Source organism: Streptomyces endophyticus, assembly GCF_035798155.1.
Taxonomy (GTDB): Bacteria; Actinomycetota; Actinomycetes; order Streptomycetales; family Streptomycetaceae; genus Streptomyces; species Streptomyces endophyticus.
The window spans coordinates 1-16,153 of the sequence record NZ_JAOZYC010000014.1; the positions used below are offsets into that span (position 1 = coordinate 1).

The following is a 16,153-nucleotide window of genomic DNA, read 5'->3' on the forward strand; positions in this document are numbered from 1 at the left end:
GCGCTGCCCCGGATCATGACCGACCTCGCGGGCCTCGACGGGTACGCGGGCGCCGGGCTCGGACCCGCGCAGTGGGCGGCGCTCGCCGGGTCGGGCGCGCTCGCCCTGTTCGGCGTCGGAGGGCTCGCGCGCGGGCGGACCGGCGGAGCCTGGGTGCTCACGCGTTTCGGCCGCTACCGGGGGACCGTGCGCAGGGCGGGGCTGCTGTGGCTGAACCCGCTGCTCGTGCGCCGCCGGGTGGACCTGCGGCTGCGGCACTGGCGCAGCGAGCCGATGCCGGCGGTCGACACCAATGGCGAGGCGCTGCGCGTCGTCGTGCTCGTCGCCTGGCGGATCAAGGACACGGTGCGGGCGACGCTCGGGACCGAGGACCACGAGGCGTATCTGCGCGAGTGCGTGGAGGCGGGCCTCGCGCGGGTGCTGTCCCGGCTGCCCGCCGTGGTCGGCGACCGGGACGCGCCCGTGCTGCGCAACGCGGAGGCCCTCGGCGATCTGCTCACCAGGCGCCTCGCCGAGGACGCGGGCCCTGTCGGCATCGAGGTGTTCTCGGCGCAGCCCACGCGGATCGAGTACGAGCCGGAGGTGGCCGCGGCGATGCGGCGCCGCCGGATCGCGGCCCTCGACGCGCGGCGCAGGGACAGCGTCCTCACCTCGGTCGTGGACTCGGTGGAGGACACGGTCACGCGGCTGACCGCGCGGGGGCTCGTGGATCTCGACGACTACGAGCGCAAGTTGCTCGTGAAGGATCTGACGGTCGCGTTCTACACAGGTCGAGGGGAGTGACCGTCTGGGAGTGACCGCCTGGGGTGAGCGGAAGCGCTCGGGCCGGGAATTGCGATTGGTCTGGACATGCTCAACTCGCGGTTCTACATTGTGCGTTGGTCTAGACCTGAACTATCGCTGTGCGCACGGCTTCCGGCACTCCCAACACCCCCCAGGAGCGGCAGCATGCGAAAGACCTCGAAGCGTACGAAGGCGTACGCGGCCCTGCTCGGCCTGACGACCGTGGGGGCGTTCGCGTTCTCCGCGGGCGGCGCCAGCGGCCACGGCTACACCGACCTGCCCGTCAGCAGGCAGAAGCTCTGCGCCAACGGCGGTGTCAGCGGCTGCGGCGACATCCAGTGGGAGCCGCAGAGCGTCGAGGGCCTCAAGGGCTTCCCGGCGGCCGGCCCCGCCGACGGCAAGATCTGTTCGGCCGGGCACGGCAACTTCAGCGCGCTCGACGCGGCCAAGCAGCCGAACGGCAATGCCTGGCCGACCACGAAGGTGACGGGCGGTCAGAGCCAGACCTTCCGCTGGCAGTTCACCGCGCGGCACTCCACCACGGACTTCCGCTACTACATCACCAAGGACGGCTGGGACCAGAGCAAGCCGCTGACCCGGTCGGCGTTGCAGACCGCGCCGTTCCTCACGGTCCCGTTCAGCGGGCAGCCGCCGGCGACGCTCTCGCACTCCGGCACGCTGCCCTCCGGGAAGTCGGGCCACCACGTGATCCTCGCGGTGTGGACCGTCGCGGACACGGCGAACGCCTTCTACGCGTGCTCGGACGTCACGTTCTGAGCCCGTGGCCCCGGTGCGCCGCCCCACGGCGCACCGGGGTTCCGGCCGCCCGGGTGCACGCCTCGGGGCTCCGCCCCGGACCCCGCGCCTCAATCGCCGGCGGGGCTTGATCCGACGTCGGCACTCTCCACATCTGACGGGACGTCAATTATGGTTCGCCGCCATGGGATCCATGACGACGCGCACCTTCGCGGAGCTCATTCAGGCGCGGTGGGGCGACCACAGGCCCGGCCTCGCGTACGAGGACCAGGTGCTCAGCCACCACCAGGTCGCGGCCGGGGCGGCGGCCCGCGCGGCGCTCCTCGGTGAGCTGCTGCCGCCGGCGGCGGACCCGCACATCGGCCTGCTCCTCGACAACACCCCCGAATTTCCCCAGTGGCTGGGCGCGGCCGCGCTCTCCGGCGCCGCCGTCGCCGGCCTCAACCCGACCCGGCGCGGCGCCGAACTCGCCCGCGACATCACGCACACCGAGTGCCGGGTCCTGGTCACCGAGCGGGCCCACCTCCCGCTGCTCGACGGCCTCGACCTGCCGGGCATCCGGATCCTGGTGACCGACACCGGCGCGTACGAGGAGCTGCTCACCCCGTACGAAGGGGCGAAGCCGGAGGCCGGCGACCGGGTCGGCCCCGACACCCGGATGCTGCTCTACTTCACCTCCGGGTCGACCGGGGCCCCGAAGGCGGCGCTGTGCACGCAGGGCCGGCTGGCGGCGGCGGGTCAGTCCCTGGTGTCGAACTTCGGGGTCCGCGCGGACGACGTGCACTACATCTGCATGCCCCTCTTCCACGGCAACGCGGTCATCGCGGACTGGGCGCCGGCCGTCGCGGCGGGCGCCGGGGTCGCGCTCCGCCGCCGCTTCTCGGCGTCCCGGTTCCTGGGCGACGTACGGACCTTCGGCGCCACGTACTTCACGTACGTGGGCCGAGCCGTCCAGTACATCCTGGCCACCGAGGAACGGCCGGACGACCGGGACAATCCCCTCCGGATGGGGTTCGGCACGGAGGCGGGGGCCGTGGACGCGGCGCGGTTCGAGGAGCGGTTCGGGGTGCGGCTCGTCGAGGGGTACGGGTCGTCCGAGGGCGGCGCCGCGGTGCAGCGCACGGCCGGCACCCCGGCGGGCGCGATCGGCCTGGCGGCGCCCGGCAGCGACCTCGCGGTGCTCGACCCGGAGACGAAGGCGGAGTGCCCGCCGGCGCGCTTCGACGAGGGCGGGCGCCTCCTCAATGGCGCGGACGCCATAGGGGAGCTGGTGAACCGGGGCCGCTCGCCCTTCGAGGGCTACTGGCGCAACGACGCCGCGTACGCGGAGCGGGTCCGCGAGCACGGCTGGTACTGGACCGGCGACCACTTCTACCGGGACGCCGACGGGTTCCTCTACTTCGCGGGGCGCGGCGACGACAAGATCCGCGTCGACAGCGAGAACCTCGCCCCCGCCATGATCGAGAACATCCTCGCCCGCTGGCCGGACGCGGCGGCCGTCGCGGTCTACGGGGTGCCGGACCCGGTGGCCGGGGACCAGGTGATGGCCACGGTCGCACTCCGAGAGGGCCGCGCCTTCGATCCGGACCGCCTCGGCGCCTTCCTGCGCTCCCAGCCCGACCTCGGTACGAAGATGACGCCCCGGTTCGTCCGGGTGGTGGAGCGGATGCCGGTCACCGCGACGAACAAGGTGCGCCGCGGGGAGCTGCGCCGCGAGGGCTTCTGGAGCGGCGGCGACCTGTGGTGGCACCCACCGGGCGCCCCCGCCCACCGCCGCCTGACCACCGAGGACCGCGCGGAGCTGGCGGCGGAGTACCGGGAGCGGGGCCGCGAGGACCTGATCGCCCCGTCGTGACACCAGGGGCACGGGTGGTCAAAAGCACCCCTTGAGGCCGGGTAGTATTTACCTCGTCAACCGGCGCCATTAGCTCAGTTGGTTAGAGCAGCGGACTCTTAATCCGCGTGTCCGGGGTTCGAGTCCCTGATGGCGCACAGACCGAAGGCCCCCCGCAGTAGCGGGGGGCCTTCGTCGTTGTCTTCTAAGCCCCTGCGGCGATTGAGCAGCGGGGTCCGGGGCAGAGCCCCGAGGCCGTAACGCCGGTGCCGGTGAACGGTCAGATCGCCAGGGAAAGAAGGACCGGCGCCGCCTCCTTGTTGAGCTGCTCCGCCGCATCGTGCAGCCGATGCGCATGCTCGACCGGAAGCGACAGCGCCAGGCAGCCGACGGACGCGCCCGCCGTGATGGGAACCGCGGCGCACACCGTGCCCACCGCGTACTCCTGAAGATCGAGCACCGGAACCGTCGCCGGCTGCGCCGCGAGGCGGGACAGCAGCACCTTCTCGTTCGTGATCGTGCGCGAGGTGAGCCGGGCCATCTTGTGGCGGGACAGATGATCCCGCCGCCCGTTCATGTCGAGCTGGCCGAGCAGGCTCTTGCCGATGGCGCTCGCGTGCGCCGAGACGCGGAAGTCCACCCACTCGTTGACCGCGGGCGTCTCGGGCCCCGCCGCGATCTGAGTGATACGGATCTCCCCGTCGACGTAACGGCTCATGTAGACCGCCGCGCCCACGTCCTCCCGCAACCGGTCGAGGGTGACCTGGAGCTTCGCGGTGAGCGCGGCCGCCTGGCCCTCCGCGGCGCCGAGCCTGGTCAGGGTGTCACCGGTGATGTACGCCCCGTCCGCGTTCTGCTGGACGTATCCCTCGCGGCGCAGCATGCGCAGCAGGATCGTCAGCTGGTCGGCGGGCAGCCCGGTGACGCGCGCCAGCTCCGTGTCGGTCACACCCACGCCCCGGTGAGCGACGGTCTCCAGCACGCGCAACGCGTGCTGCACCGCCTCGTGCGGCTGGTGCGGGGACGCACCCTGCTCGTGCTTCAGCGCCACGGTTCTTCCCCCTGCATGGACCGGTTCCGGACAGCTGGGCCGAAGTCCACGATAGCCGCCAACACCCCCTTTGGGGGCGGTGGTTGGGGAGATTGATGGCGCGTTCCGTGCCTCTCAGCAGGAACGCGCCACCGTGGCATATGCCAAAGTCATGCACCATGCGGTGAGCGGCTGGTCACAGGACCGCGCTCAGGAACTCCCTGGTGCGCTCGTGCTCCGGCTCCCCGAACATCTTCTCCGGCGAACCGGACTCGATGATGCGTCCCGAGTCGAACATCAGAACCTGGTCCGAGATGTCGCGGGCGAAGTTCATCTCGTGCGTCACGCACAGCATGGTGATGTCCGTCGTGTGTGCGATGTCCCGCAGGACGTCGAGGACGCCGGCCACCAGCTCCGGGTCGAGCGCCGACGTGACCTCGTCGAGCAGCAGCACCTGCGGCCGCATCGCCAGCGCGCGGGCGATCGCCACACGCTGCTGCTGGCCGCCGGAGAGCTGCGTGGGGTACGCGTCGACGCGGTCGCCGAGCCCGACCATGTCGAGCAGCTCACGGGCCCGCTGCTCCGCCTCGTCCTTGGACAGGCCGAGCACGTTGACCGGGGCCTCGGTGATGTTGCGCAGCACGTTCATGTTCGGGAACAGGTTGAACTGCTGGAAGACCATCCCGATGTTCTTGCGGATCTCGCGGACGTGCTTCTCGCCGGCCTGGACGAGCTTGCCGTCCTTCTGCTCGTGCGTGAGGTACTCGCCGCCGACCTTGATGGTGCCCTCGTCGGGCTTCATCAGCGTCATCAGGAGCCGCAGGATCGTGGTCTTGCCGGATCCGGACGGGCCGATCAGCGTGACGTGCTTGCCCGAGTCGACGGAGAAGTCCAGGTTGTCCAGGACGGTGTTGCTGCCGAACCGCTTGGTGACCTTGTCGAAGCGGATGAGCTCGCTGCCGTCGACGGCAGGATTGGGGATTTCCTGGGAAGTGCTGCTGTCAGCGGACAAGACGACGCTCCAAAACTCGCAGAAGAAGAGAAGCCGGGTAGGCGATGACGATGAAGGCGACACCGACGACGCTGATGGCCTCGTAGGTGAAGGTGGTCGAGCTGAAGCCCTGGGCCTCGCCCAGCATGTCCAGCGCGCCGATCGCCATGATCTGCGGCGATTCCTTCAGCATGACGATCACGTAGTTGCCGAGCGCGGGGATCACCCTGCGCACGGCCTGCGGCAGGATCACCGCGCGCCAGGTGCGGCCCTTGGACAGGCTGAGCGCGGTGGCCGCCTCCCACTGGCCGACGGGCACGCCTTCGATGCCGGCCCGGTAGACCTCGGACGTGTACGTCGAGTAGTGCAGGCCGAGCCCGACGAGGCCGGTGACCAGCGGGGACATCGAGATGCCCCACGAGGGAACGACGTAGAAGAGGAAGAACAGCTGCACCAGGAGCGGGGTGTTCCGGATGAACTCGGTGACCGCCGTCACCGGCCAGCTGATCCACTTCGCCTTCGAGCGCTGGGCGATCGCCCACACCAGGCCGAGGGCGAAGGCGATGACCGCGCCTCCGACGAGCGCCTGGATCGTGACGAGCAGGCCGTCCCAGAACTGCGGCATGAAGTCCGCGACGTTGGACCAGTCCCAGTTCACTTGGCACCTCCGGCACCGGTGACGGCGTCGATCGTCGACTTGGAGCGCATCCCGCCGAGGAGCACGCGCAGACCGCCCTGCTCGGGCGTCTGGCCGACGCGGCTCTTGGCGTGCCGCTCAAGCAGGCGCATGAGGCGGGTGAAGATGAAGGCGAACACGAAGTACAGGACGAGCAGCAGCGTGTAGACCGGCGCGCTGTCACCGGAGACGAGCCGCTTGAGGTTGCCGGCGAACGTCATGTCGGCCACCGCGATCAGGGAGACCAGCGAGGTCCCCTTGAGCAGCTCGATCAGCAGGTTGTTGAACGGCGGGATCATCTCCGGCCAGGCCTGCGGGAGTTCGATGCGGCGCAGGCGCTGGGCGCGCGTGAAGTTGAGGGCGATGCCGGCCTCGCGCTGGGCGGGCGGCACCGCGGCGAGTGCGCCGCGCACGATCTCCGAACCGTAGGCGCCGTAGGTGATGCTGAGCGCCAGGATGCCCGCGAACATGGGCTCGAAGTTGATGTGGAACAGCATCGGCACGGTGAACGCGATCCAGAACATGAAGACCAGCGACGACGTGCTGCGGAAGATCTCGAAGTACGCCCCGGACAGGAAGCGCACGAACCACACATTGGACGTGCGAAGGACGCCGATGATGATCGCGATGACGAAGGCGAAGATCGCGCTGAGGACCGTGATCTCGAGCGTGATCCAGATACCCGGCAGGAACCAGTTCTCGAAGAACTTCGCGGACATCATGAGGCGGCTCCCTTGGCAGGGGGGCAGAGTTTCTCGACCGTGAGGTCGGTCATCTCCTTCTTCGTGAAACCGAAGGGCGCCATGATGCGCAGGAGTTCACCGCTGTCCTTGAGCTTGTGCAGCTCTTTGTTGAACGCGTCGCGCAGGTTCTTCTCCGACTTCCGGAACGCGAATCCGCCCGCTCCGTAGGCCGGCTTTCCGTCGACGATGGGCTGGAAGGGCGGGAGGCCCTCGACCCCCTTCGCGCCCTTGATCACCCTGCGGACCGTGACGGCCGTGCCGGCGAAGGCGTCGACCCTGCCCTGGCGCACGGCGTCCAGGCCGGCCACCTGGTCGGGCAGGATCAGCATGTCCTTGATGCCGTAGGCCTTGGCGTAGTCGATCTCCGCGTAGGCCGTGCCCGTCGCGAACTTCAGCTTCTTCTTCGCGACTTCCTCGTACGTCTTGATGCCGTGCGGGTTTCCCTTGCGCACGATGAACGAGTCGGGCATCAGGTAATCGGGATCGGAGAACAGCACCTGTTCGCAGCGATCCGGATTGATGTACATCCCCGCCGACACCACGTCGAACTGCTGCGCCTGGGTCAGCCCCGGAATCAGCGCGCTGAACTGCGTCGGCACCGCCTTCACCTTGGGCACACCGAGGCGCGGGAAAATCACCTTGGCGATCGCCGGCGCCTCTCCGGTGACCTCGCCGTTCTCGTCGATGTATCCGAACGGGACCTCACCCGCGACGCCGATCTTGACCTCTCCGGCATCGCGCAGCCGGTCCAGCAGGTCGCCCCCTTCGACCTTCCCCTCCTCCGGCACGCGGGTACAGGCCGCGGCGCCGAACACACCCAGCGCCGCCGCCCCCGCACCGTAGAGCAGGGAGCGGCGGCGGACTGGTCTGGCGATGAATCCCTCATTGTTACCAAGTGGTGGAGCCATGGCGCGCCATTACCCGAAGCCCCGAGAGGTATGCCTATCGTTTTCGGCCCTTGATAAAGCCGAGATCTGAATTCACGGCAATACGGCCATGTCCTAACTTCACGCGATTCAAGCCGTGTTGGGACTGGTGTGGCTCGCCACTTCGGCCTCGTAGAAAGCGTGCGCGGTCCGCAGGACGAGATCGTCCCTGTGCCGCGCGGCCACGATCTGGAGGCCGACCGGCAGACCGTCCCCGTCGAGCCCCACGGGCACGGAGGCGGCGGGCTGTTGGGTCAGGTTGAAGGGGTACGTGAACGGGGTCCAGCCCGTCCATCGGCGCAGGCCGGAGCCGCGCGGGACCTCAACTCCCGCCTCGAACGCGGTGATCGGCACCGTCGGCGTCACCAGCAGGTCGTACGTCGAGTGGAAGGCGCCCATCCGCCGCCCGAGCGCCATCCGCGCGTCGACCGCCGCCAGATAGTCGAGCGCGCTGTACCGCGCGCCCCGGGTGCATATCTCCCGCAGCCCCGGATCGAGCAACTGCCGCCTGGACGCCGGAAGAGGCTGCACCACGCGTGCCGCCCCGCTGAACCACAGCGTGTGGAACGCCTCCACCGGATCTGTGCTGCGTTCAACTTGTACGGGCGGATCCACCTCCTCGACGTACGCGCCGAGTTCGGCGAGCCGCGTCACCGCCGCGCGCACCACCGCGGCGACGTCGGGCCGCACCGCCACCTGACCGCCCAGCGCCGGTGAGTACGCGACGCGCAGCCCGCGCACCCCGCCGTGCAGCGCGTCCCGGAAACCGCCGGACGGCGGCCCGGAGGCCGACCAGTCGCGCGGGTCGGGTCCCGAGATCACGTCCATCATGAGCGCCGCGTCGGACGCCGTGCGGGCCAGCGGCCCCACGTGCGACAGCGTCCCGAACGCGGACGCCGGGTACAGCGGCACCCGCCCGTACGTCGGCTTGAGGCCGAAGATCCCGCAGAAGGAGGCCGGTATCCGCACCGACCCGCCGCCGTCCGTGCCGAGCGACAGCGGCCCCGCCCCCACCGCGACCGCCGCGGCGCTCCCGCCGCTCGAACCGCCCGCCGTACGGGAGGTGTCGTGCGGGTTGCGGGTCGCGCCCGAAAGCGGTGAGTCGGTCACGCCCTTCCAGCCGAACTCGGGCGTCGTCGTCTTCCCGACGAAGACCGCGCCGTGCTCGCGCAGCCGGGCCACCGACGGCGAGTCCTCGTCCCAACTCCCCTGCTCCGAAACGGTCTTCGAACCGCGGAGCGTGGGTGCGCCCTTCTGCAGCAGGATGTCCTTCACCGACACCGGCACCCCGTCGACCAGGCCCATCGGCTCGCCCTCGCGCCACCGTCGCGCGCTCGCCTCCGCACGGGCGAGGGCACCCTCCGCGTCGACCCGCACGAACGCGTTCAGCGCCGGTTCCGTCTCCTCGATCCTGGCGAGCACGGCGCGGGTCGCGTCGACGGGGCTGAACTCTCCCTTGCGATATCCCTCGATGAGGTCCTGCGCGGTCAGTCCGATGAGCTCGCTCGTCATCCGCCCCTCCAGCACCAGCGCTCGCGATACGTTGCCGGGGACCTACCCAGGATCACCTCGTCAGGCACGGACATCGTGGGGAAACCGTCCGGCAATGAAGATCCGCTTTGCTGGGCCCGAGAGTCGGGAATTGACCCCGCAGGCACCGGAACCTACCGTCGACAACAGAGGTACTCAGCTGGGTTCCTGCACCTTGTTTCGCGCTGTGTCGCTGTCCCGACGTCCCGGCGGTTCGCCGGCTCAAGCACCACACCGGCATTGATCAGTCAGCTGAACATGGGGCCTGCTCATGGACGTCTCATTCCTGGGGGGACCGAAACCGCAGCGCGGTGTGGGTGTCGTCGCCCCGTTCGACTTCGCTCTCGACCGCGAGCTGTGGCGCTGGGTGCCCGACCATGTCTCCCTCCACCTCACCCGTACTCCGTTCGTGCCCGTCGAGGTCGGCCTCGATCTGGCGCGCCTGGTCAGCGAGCACGAGACGCTCGGCGAGGCGGTCCGTGCGCTCGGCGCCACCGGGCCGGAGGTCCTCGCGTACGCCTGCGCCTCCGGCAGCTTCGTCGGCGGGCTCGCGGGGGAGCGGGCGCTGTGCGCGGCGATGCGGCGGGCCGGCGAGCTGCCCGCCGTGACCACATCGGGGGCCCTGCTCCAGGCCCTGTCCGAACTGGGCGCGCGGCGCGTCGCACTCGTGACGCCGTATACGCGATCGGTCACCGAATCGCTGGAGGAGTATCTGTCGGAGGCGGGCATCACCGTCACCGGGCGGGCCTTCCTCGGGCTGACCCGGCACATCTGGAAGGTGCCCTACCGGGATGTGGCGGAGATGGCCAGGGAAGCGGGGCGCTCCGGGGCCGACGCGCTCTTCATCAGCTGCACCAACCTGCCGACGTACGACGTCATCCCGCAGCTGGAGGCGGAGCTTCGGGTGCCGGTGATCTCGGCCAATCAAGTCACGATGTGGGCAGCCCTCGCCAGGCTGGGTACGCGTGCGGTGGGGCCCTACCAGGCGCTGCTCGATCCGGCGGCGCGGGTGTGGCCCCCGGCGGACGTGCCGGAGGCGCTGCCTCCGGAGGATCTGCCGAGGGAACGCTCGAAGGAACAGGAAGGGTGGGCATAGGGCATGACCTCGCTGGGATTTCTGTACCCGGGACACTCCGCGGAGGACGACTACCCGCGCATCGAGATGCTGATCGACAGCGATGTGCGGCTGCCCGTCGTCCACACCGACATCGGAGAGGACGCGCACCGTGTCGACGCGCTGCTGGAGATGGGCGCGCCGGACCGCCTCGCCGCCGGGGTCGAGGAGCTGCGGCTCTCCGGTGCGGAGGCGGTGGTCTGGGCGTGCACGTCCGGGAGCTTCGTCTTCGGCTGGGACGGCGCGCACGATCAGGTCCGCGGCCTCGCGAGGGCGGCGGGCCTGCCCGCCTCCAGTACGTCCTTCGCCTTCGCGCACGCGCTGCGGGAGGTGCGGGCGCGGAAGGTGGCGGTCGCCGCGACCTATCCGGAGGACGTCGCGGACCATTTCGCCACGTTCCTCAAGGCGGCCGGAGCGGAGGTCCTGGCCGTCCGTGGCAGCGGGATCATCACGGCGGCCGAGGTGGGCACGTGGGGCTGGGACGAGGTGCGTGCCATGGCCCGCGCCGGCGACCACCCCGACGCGGACGCGGTGCTCCTGCCGGACACGGCGCTGCACACGGCGGCGTACGTCCGCGACCTGGAGTCCGAGCTCGGCAAGCCGGTCCTCACGGCCAACCAGGTCACGGTCTGGGAGGCGCTGCGCCTGGTGGACCGCCGGGTCAACGCGCCGGCGCTCGGCGCACTCTTCACGAAGGAGCCGGTGGTCCAGGTGTGACGGGTGGCGGCCACCCGGTCCTACGCCACGGGGCTCCGCCCCGGACCCCGCGCCTCAAACGCCGGCGGGGCTTGAATCGCCCACCCGCCTTGGGCAATCTGCCGCCTTGGGCGGCAGGGTGGGCAAGGCGGCGCCCGGTGCCGCGCACCAGGTACGGCGGCTTCAGCCACGGTTCCGGGAATAAAGCGGAGTAGGCCTCCGTTACGTCGGGGCAGTCCTACACACCCGTACGCACGTATTCGCAGGAGGACCCGTGATCCGCGGCGCAGCCCAGGGCACCGCCCCGACCCCCCTCTCCGTCCTGGACCTGGTCACCGTGGGAGCGGGTCGCACGGCCACGCAGGCCCTCCGTACCAGCGTCGACATCGCCCGGCTCGCCGAGAACCGCGGCTATCACCGCTACTGGGTCGCCGAGCACCACTCGATGCCCGGCGTCGCCTCCAGCAGCCCCGCCGTGATCCTGGCCCACCTGGCCGCCCACACGGACCGCATCCGGCTCGGCTCCGGCGGCGTCATGCTCCCGAACCACGCCCCGCTGGTGATCGCGGAACAGTTCGGCACCCTCGAAGCCATGGCCCCGGGCCGCGTCGACCTCGGCCTCGGCCGCGCCCCCGGCACCGACGGCGCGACCGCCGCGGCGCTGCGCCGCTCGGACCGCCTGAACGAAGGCGCCGACGACTTCCCGCAGCAGCTCGTCGAGCTCACCCGCTTCCTCGACGACGACTTCCCCGACGGCCACCCGTACTCCCGTATCCACGCCGTCCCGGGCCCGGCCCAGGCGACTTCCCCCGGCGGCGTACAGGACCCGAACCGCCCGCCGGTCTGGCTCCTCGGCTCCTCCGGCTTCAGCGCCCGCCTTGCCGCGACCCTCGGCCTCCCGTTCGCCTTCGCGCACCACTTCTCGGCGCAGAACACCCTCCCCGCGCTCGACCTGTACCGCGAGAACTTCCGCCCGTCCGAGCTCCTCTCCGAGCCCTACGCCGTCATCGGCGTCTCGGCCCTCGCGACGGACGACGACGGCACGGAGGCCCGCCGCCAGGTCCTCGCGGCCGCCCTCAACATGGTCCGGCTGCGCACCGGCCGCCCCGGCCTCGTGCCGACGCCCGAGGAGGCGGAGGCGTACCAGTTCAGCGAGATGGAGCGGGACTTCGTCCAGTCCTGGAACTCCAACGTCATCCACGGCACCCCCGACGAGGTCCGCTCGGGCCTCGACGAGCTGCAAAAGCGCACGGGCGCCGACGAGTTGATGCTCACGGCCAACGCCCACGGCGGTGACGTACGACTGCGTTCCTACGAACTCATCGCGGACGCCTACGGGTTGCCGAGCGCCTGAAGGTCCCTGGCCGCGTGACGGCGGCGGATCACCGGCGCTCCGCAAGGAGCCCAGAGATACGATCCGCCGCCACCGGCCGCGAGTAGAGCCACCCCTGCCCGGTGTCGCACCCGAGCCGGCGCAGCCGCTCCGCCTGCTCCGCCGTCTCCACGCATTCGGCGGTCACGGTCAGCCCGAGCCGGTGCGCCAACTGCACGAGCGCCTCGACGATCATCGCGTCCGCCGGCTCCGCGGGCGCAGCCCCGTCACCCTGGAACCCCCGCACGAACGCCCCGTCGAGCTTGAGCACCGACACCGGCAGCCGACTGAGGTACGCGAGGTTGGAGTACCCGGTGCCGAAGTCGTCGATGGCGATGCGCACACCCATGTCGCTCAGCGCGTGGAGCGCCTGCAGCGGCCGGCCGGTCGACCCCATCACGGCGGACTCGATCAGCTCCAACTGGAGGAGTTCCGGGGGCAGTCCGGTCTCGGTGAGGATCTGCGCGACGTCCGCCACCAGGTCCGAGTCCCACATCTGACGCACCGCCACATTGACGCTCATGAACACCGGCGGCGCCTCCGGGTGCTCCACCTGCCAGCGCCGCGCCTGCGCGCAGGCCGTCCGCAGCACCCACCGCCCCAACTCCACGATGGAGCCGTCCTCTTCGGCCAGTCCGATGAACCGATTCGGCGTCAGCAGGCCGAACTGCGGGTGCCGCCAGCGCACCAGCGCCTCGACCCCGCGCAGCGCACCGTCCGCCATCTCCACCAACGGCTGGTACTCCAGGGTGAATTCACCCCGGTCGACCGCGGGCCGCAGGCTGGACGACAGGGTCTGGCGGGTCATCCGGTGGGCGTTGCGCTCCGGGTCGAAGAAGGTCCAGCGGGCCTTGCCGTCCGCCTTCGCCCAGTACAGCGTGGTGTCGGCCGCCTGCATCAGGGCCGTCGTGCTGGTGCCCGTGACCTGCCGCTCGACCACGCCGATCGAGGCGGAGACCGAGACCTGCTCACCGGCCAGGTCGAAGGGTTCCCGCAGCGCGTCGAGCACCGCACGGGCGAGCTCGGCCGCCTGCTCCGTACCGGTGGAGTCCTCGACGAGCAGCGCGAACTCGTCGCCGCCGAGCCGGGCCACCAGCGGGGCGCCCGTGGCGTTCTGCGCGCGGTCCGCGCAGTGCGTGAGCCGCTCGGCGACGGCGATGAGCAGCCGGTCGCCGACGGGGTGCCCGAGTGAGTCGTTGACCGCCTTGAACCCGTCGAGGTCGAGCAGACAGAGCCCCACGCGCCCGGTCGCGCCCGCGCTGTCGTACGTCCCTGACTCCAGGGCGGCGGAGACGCGCTCGAAGAACAGGGCGCGATTGGGCAGCCGGGTCAGCGGATCGTGCAGCTCCAGGTGGTGCAGCCGGTCCTGGAGCCCGCGGTGCGCGGTGATGTCGCCGAGCGAGAGCAGTACGGCCTCCGCGTCCGGGAGCGGCGACACCGTGACCCGCAGCCACATCGAGTGGCCCGAGGGGTGCTTGAGGCGGCGGGTGCGGCTGAGTCGGGCCTGACGCCCGCGCAGGATCTCCTGGTAGGCGTCCGCGGTGCGCGGGTCCGAGCGCAGGTCGAGCAGTTCGTCGACGGCGCGGCCGGCGAGCTGCCCGGTGCCCTCCCCGGCGTCCTCACCGCACAGCAGCGCGCACGCGGCGTCGTTGGCGCCGACGATCACGCCGTCGCGGTCGACGACCGCCATGGCCAGCGGCGACGTCGCGAACGCCGGCCGGTAGAGGGCCTGTGCGGCCGGGGGCCGCGAAGCCGACCGCACGCCCTCACTCTCCGTGATCTCCGGGGTCTCCGTGAGCCCCGGGATCCCCGTGCGGGGATCGTGGCGTAGGCCGGGCGGGGCCACCCGGCGCGCGGTCGTGGGCCCTTCGGGCTGTGCGCTCACCGCTCGCTCCCGTGATGCGTCGGATGGTTGCGTGGTCTGCTGCGGCCGGGTCCCGGCTGGAAAGTGTGCCGATCATAGAGGCAGGTCGGACGGCCTATCCAGCCTGGAACGCGGTGTACATGGGTTCCGGGCCGTCGAGCCCCGCCCCGCTAGATCGTTTCTGCTCGCCGCTGCCCCACCTTCTGTCGGGGCCCGATCGCGGGCGATCGGCTGTGACGTTCCGTGATCGGCCGGAGTGTCGTCCGCTCACTCGTCCGGGCCAGATAAACAGGGCAATTCACATCAAACACCAACACTCTGGGTTGGGTGTTCCGCATTCCCGTCCCGGAGGTCGACTTGCCGCGTCCGCAGCCACTCGGGGGAGTGGACAAGCCGCGCCCGCGCGCACTCGCGGCGGCACTCACCGCCTTCGCCGCCGTGGCCGCCATGGGGCTCGTCGCGGGGCCGGCCGCGGCCGTTCCGTTCGCGGGGCCCTGCGCCCTGGAGCGCACTCCGGCGCATCACTCCGAGGGCCTGGACACCTGGAACCCGGCGTACCCGAAGCCCAAGAAGACCCTCAACGCCGTGATGGTCTTCCTCTCGTTCCCCGACTCGCGGCCCCTGGCCACGCCCGACGCGCTGGCCTCCGACTACTTCCCGTCCACCAGCCGCTTCTTCGACCGGGCCTCGTACGGAAAGTTCTCCCTGGTCCCGCATCCGCAGCGGCAGTGGATCCAGATGCCGCACCCCTCGACCGCGTACGCCATACAGCGCGACTGGGACGCCGCGCACCGCAGCGCGTATCTGCAGGACGCCCTGAAGGCGGCGGATCCGCACACGGACTTCAGCAAGTACGACGTCGTCTACTTCGTCGCCGACCCGGACGCGCCCGGCGTCGACTCCGACGCGACGAAGGTCGTGAACTTCGACCGGCCCATGCGTGCGGACGGCACGGACATCCGCCGTATCGTCACGGTCTTCGAGCGCCATCCGCCGGACCGCAATGTCCTCGCGCACGAGACCGGCCACGTCTTCGACCTGCCGGACCTGTACCACCGGCCCACCGACGGCAAGGGTGACTGGGACACGTACGTCGGTGACTGGGACGTCATGGGCAGCCAGTTCGGCCTCTCGCCGGACCTGTTCGGCTGGCACAAGTGGAAGCTGGGGTGGCTGGACCAGCGGCAGGTGACGTGTGTGAAGCGGAGTGGCGAGACGCGGCTGACCCTGGAACCGCTGAGCACGGCGCCGCGGGGGGCGGGTGCGCCGTTCGGTACCGGGGGTGGCACCAAGCTCGCCGTGATCCGCACGGGCGTCGACAGTGCCGTCGCCCTTGAGGCCCGAGGCGGCTCCGGCAACGACGCGGCGACCTGCAGCCGGGGCGTCCTCGTCTACCGCGTACGCAGCGATTCCTCGTCCGGCGGTGGCCCCATGGAAGTCCTCGACGCCCACCCCCGCACCGAGGCCTGCTACGGCGAATCCGTCTACCCACCCCTGGCCGACGCCCCCGTAAGCCTCGGCGAAACGTTCACGGTGCCGGGCGACGACATCCGCGTCGAGGCGGAGGGCCGGACGGGGTCGGGGGCGTGGACGGTGAAGGTGACGACGGCCGGTTGATCCCGCGCTGTACGGCTGGGCGCGCTGCGGCTCCCCTGTGGGGGTGTGGGTGGCGAAGCCCCCACGGCGCGCGGCGAAGCCGCGCAGAAACGACGATGGCGGCCCGATTCGCGCTTTCCGCGAATACAGACCGCCACCGACAACGTGCGCCATCAGGGACTCGAACCCCGGACACGCGGATGCTGTATTCCCCGGGGGATAACCCCCGGACCCCCAGCCGT

At 70.8% G+C, this 16,153-nt stretch carries 14 protein-coding genes and 1 tRNA gene; 8 read left to right on the top strand and 7 right to left on the bottom strand.

What is annotated here, in order from left to right; genetic code table 11:
- From OKJ99_RS04150 to OKJ99_RS04165, 4 genes are all read left to right on the top strand, one after another.
- A partial coding sequence (locus OKJ99_RS04150) for an SPFH domain-containing protein (RefSeq protein WP_326014352.1) occupies positions 1 to 783 on the top strand: 783 nt, incomplete at its 5' end.
- A gap of 165 nt (positions 784 to 948) precedes the next feature.
- The gene (locus OKJ99_RS04155; protein ID WP_326014353.1) at positions 949 to 1,560 is read left to right on the top strand and encodes a lytic polysaccharide monooxygenase auxiliary activity family 9 protein; all 612 of its coding nucleotides are present in this window, start codon (positions 949 to 951) and stop codon (positions 1,558 to 1,560) included.
- Between the two features lie 163 nt (positions 1,561 to 1,723).
- Positions 1,724 to 3,394 carry an AMP-binding protein gene (locus OKJ99_RS04160; protein WP_326014354.1) on the top strand — a complete coding sequence of 557 codons (1,671 nt, stop codon included), beginning with the start codon at positions 1,724 to 1,726 and terminating at the stop codon, positions 3,392 to 3,394.
- A 63-nt stretch (positions 3,395 to 3,457) separates the two neighbouring features.
- Positions 3,458 to 3,531 (top strand) — tRNA-Lys (locus OKJ99_RS04165).
- A gap of 122 nt (positions 3,532 to 3,653) precedes the next feature.
- On the opposite strand, the gene OKJ99_RS04170 is transcribed toward OKJ99_RS04165, so the two are convergent.
- From OKJ99_RS04170 to OKJ99_RS04195, 6 genes are all read right to left on the bottom strand, one after another.
- Positions 3,654 to 4,424: an IclR family transcriptional regulator gene (locus OKJ99_RS04170; RefSeq protein WP_326014355.1), complete on the bottom strand. Its 771-nt coding sequence runs from the start codon at positions 4,422 to 4,424 to the stop codon at positions 3,654 to 3,656.
- A 175-nt stretch (positions 4,425 to 4,599) separates the two neighbouring features.
- On the bottom strand, positions 4,600 to 5,415 hold the full coding sequence (gene ehuA / locus OKJ99_RS04175) for an ectoine/hydroxyectoine ABC transporter ATP-binding protein EhuA (protein WP_326014356.1): 816 nt from the start codon (positions 5,413 to 5,415) through the stop codon (positions 4,600 to 4,602).
- Positions 5,405 to 6,052, bottom strand: a complete 648-nt coding sequence (gene ehuD, locus OKJ99_RS04180; RefSeq protein ID WP_326014357.1) for an ectoine/hydroxyectoine ABC transporter permease subunit EhuD — start codon at positions 6,050 to 6,052, stop codon at positions 5,405 to 5,407. Before ehuD ends, ehuA begins: the two co-directional genes overlap by 11 nt.
- Positions 6,049 to 6,792, bottom strand: coding sequence for an ectoine/hydroxyectoine ABC transporter permease subunit EhuC (ehuC, locus tag OKJ99_RS04185; RefSeq protein ID WP_326014358.1), 744 nt, complete (start codon positions 6,790 to 6,792; stop codon positions 6,049 to 6,051). The genes ehuD and ehuC overlap by 4 nt, the downstream gene beginning before the upstream one ends.
- Positions 6,789 to 7,721: an ectoine/hydroxyectoine ABC transporter substrate-binding protein EhuB gene (gene ehuB / locus OKJ99_RS04190; protein WP_326014359.1), complete on the bottom strand. Its 933-nt coding sequence runs from the start codon at positions 7,719 to 7,721 to the stop codon at positions 6,789 to 6,791. Before ehuB ends, ehuC begins: the two co-directional genes overlap by 4 nt.
- Positions 7,722 to 7,829: 108 nt before the next feature.
- A complete protein-coding gene (locus OKJ99_RS04195) occupies positions 7,830 to 9,251 on the bottom strand; it encodes an amidase (protein ID WP_326014360.1) in 1,422 nt (473 codons plus the stop codon).
- Between the two features lie 289 nt (positions 9,252 to 9,540).
- Here OKJ99_RS04195 and OKJ99_RS04200 point away from each other — a divergent pair, with 289 nt between their 5' ends.
- From OKJ99_RS04200 to OKJ99_RS04210, 3 genes are all read left to right on the top strand, one after another.
- Complete coding sequence (locus OKJ99_RS04200; protein ID WP_326014361.1) at positions 9,541 to 10,365, top strand: maleate cis-trans isomerase family protein; 825 nt, start codon at positions 9,541 to 9,543, stop codon at positions 10,363 to 10,365.
- A 3-nt stretch (positions 10,366 to 10,368) separates the two neighbouring features.
- The gene (locus OKJ99_RS04205) at positions 10,369 to 11,100 is read left to right on the top strand and encodes a maleate cis-trans isomerase family protein (protein ID WP_326014362.1); all 732 of its coding nucleotides are present in this window, start codon (positions 10,369 to 10,371) and stop codon (positions 11,098 to 11,100) included.
- Positions 11,101 to 11,353: 253 nt separating this feature from the next.
- On the top strand, positions 11,354 to 12,433 hold the full coding sequence (locus tag OKJ99_RS04210) for an LLM class flavin-dependent oxidoreductase (protein ID WP_326014363.1): 1,080 nt from the start codon (positions 11,354 to 11,356) through the stop codon (positions 12,431 to 12,433).
- 28 nt (positions 12,434 to 12,461) lie between these two features.
- Here the strand turns inward: OKJ99_RS04210 and OKJ99_RS04215 are convergent, their stop codons facing one another.
- On the bottom strand, positions 12,462 to 14,336 hold the full coding sequence (locus OKJ99_RS04215; protein ID WP_326014364.1) for a putative bifunctional diguanylate cyclase/phosphodiesterase: 1,875 nt from the start codon (positions 14,334 to 14,336) through the stop codon (positions 12,462 to 12,464).
- 306 nt (positions 14,337 to 14,642) lie between these two features.
- Between OKJ99_RS04215 and OKJ99_RS04220 the strand changes: the two genes are divergently transcribed.
- Positions 14,643 to 15,932 carry a M6 family metalloprotease domain-containing protein gene (locus OKJ99_RS04220; protein ID WP_326014365.1) on the top strand — a complete coding sequence of 430 codons (1,290 nt, stop codon included), beginning with the start codon at positions 14,643 to 14,645 and terminating at the stop codon, positions 15,930 to 15,932.
- The last annotated feature ends 221 nt before the right edge of the window (positions 15,933 to 16,153 follow it).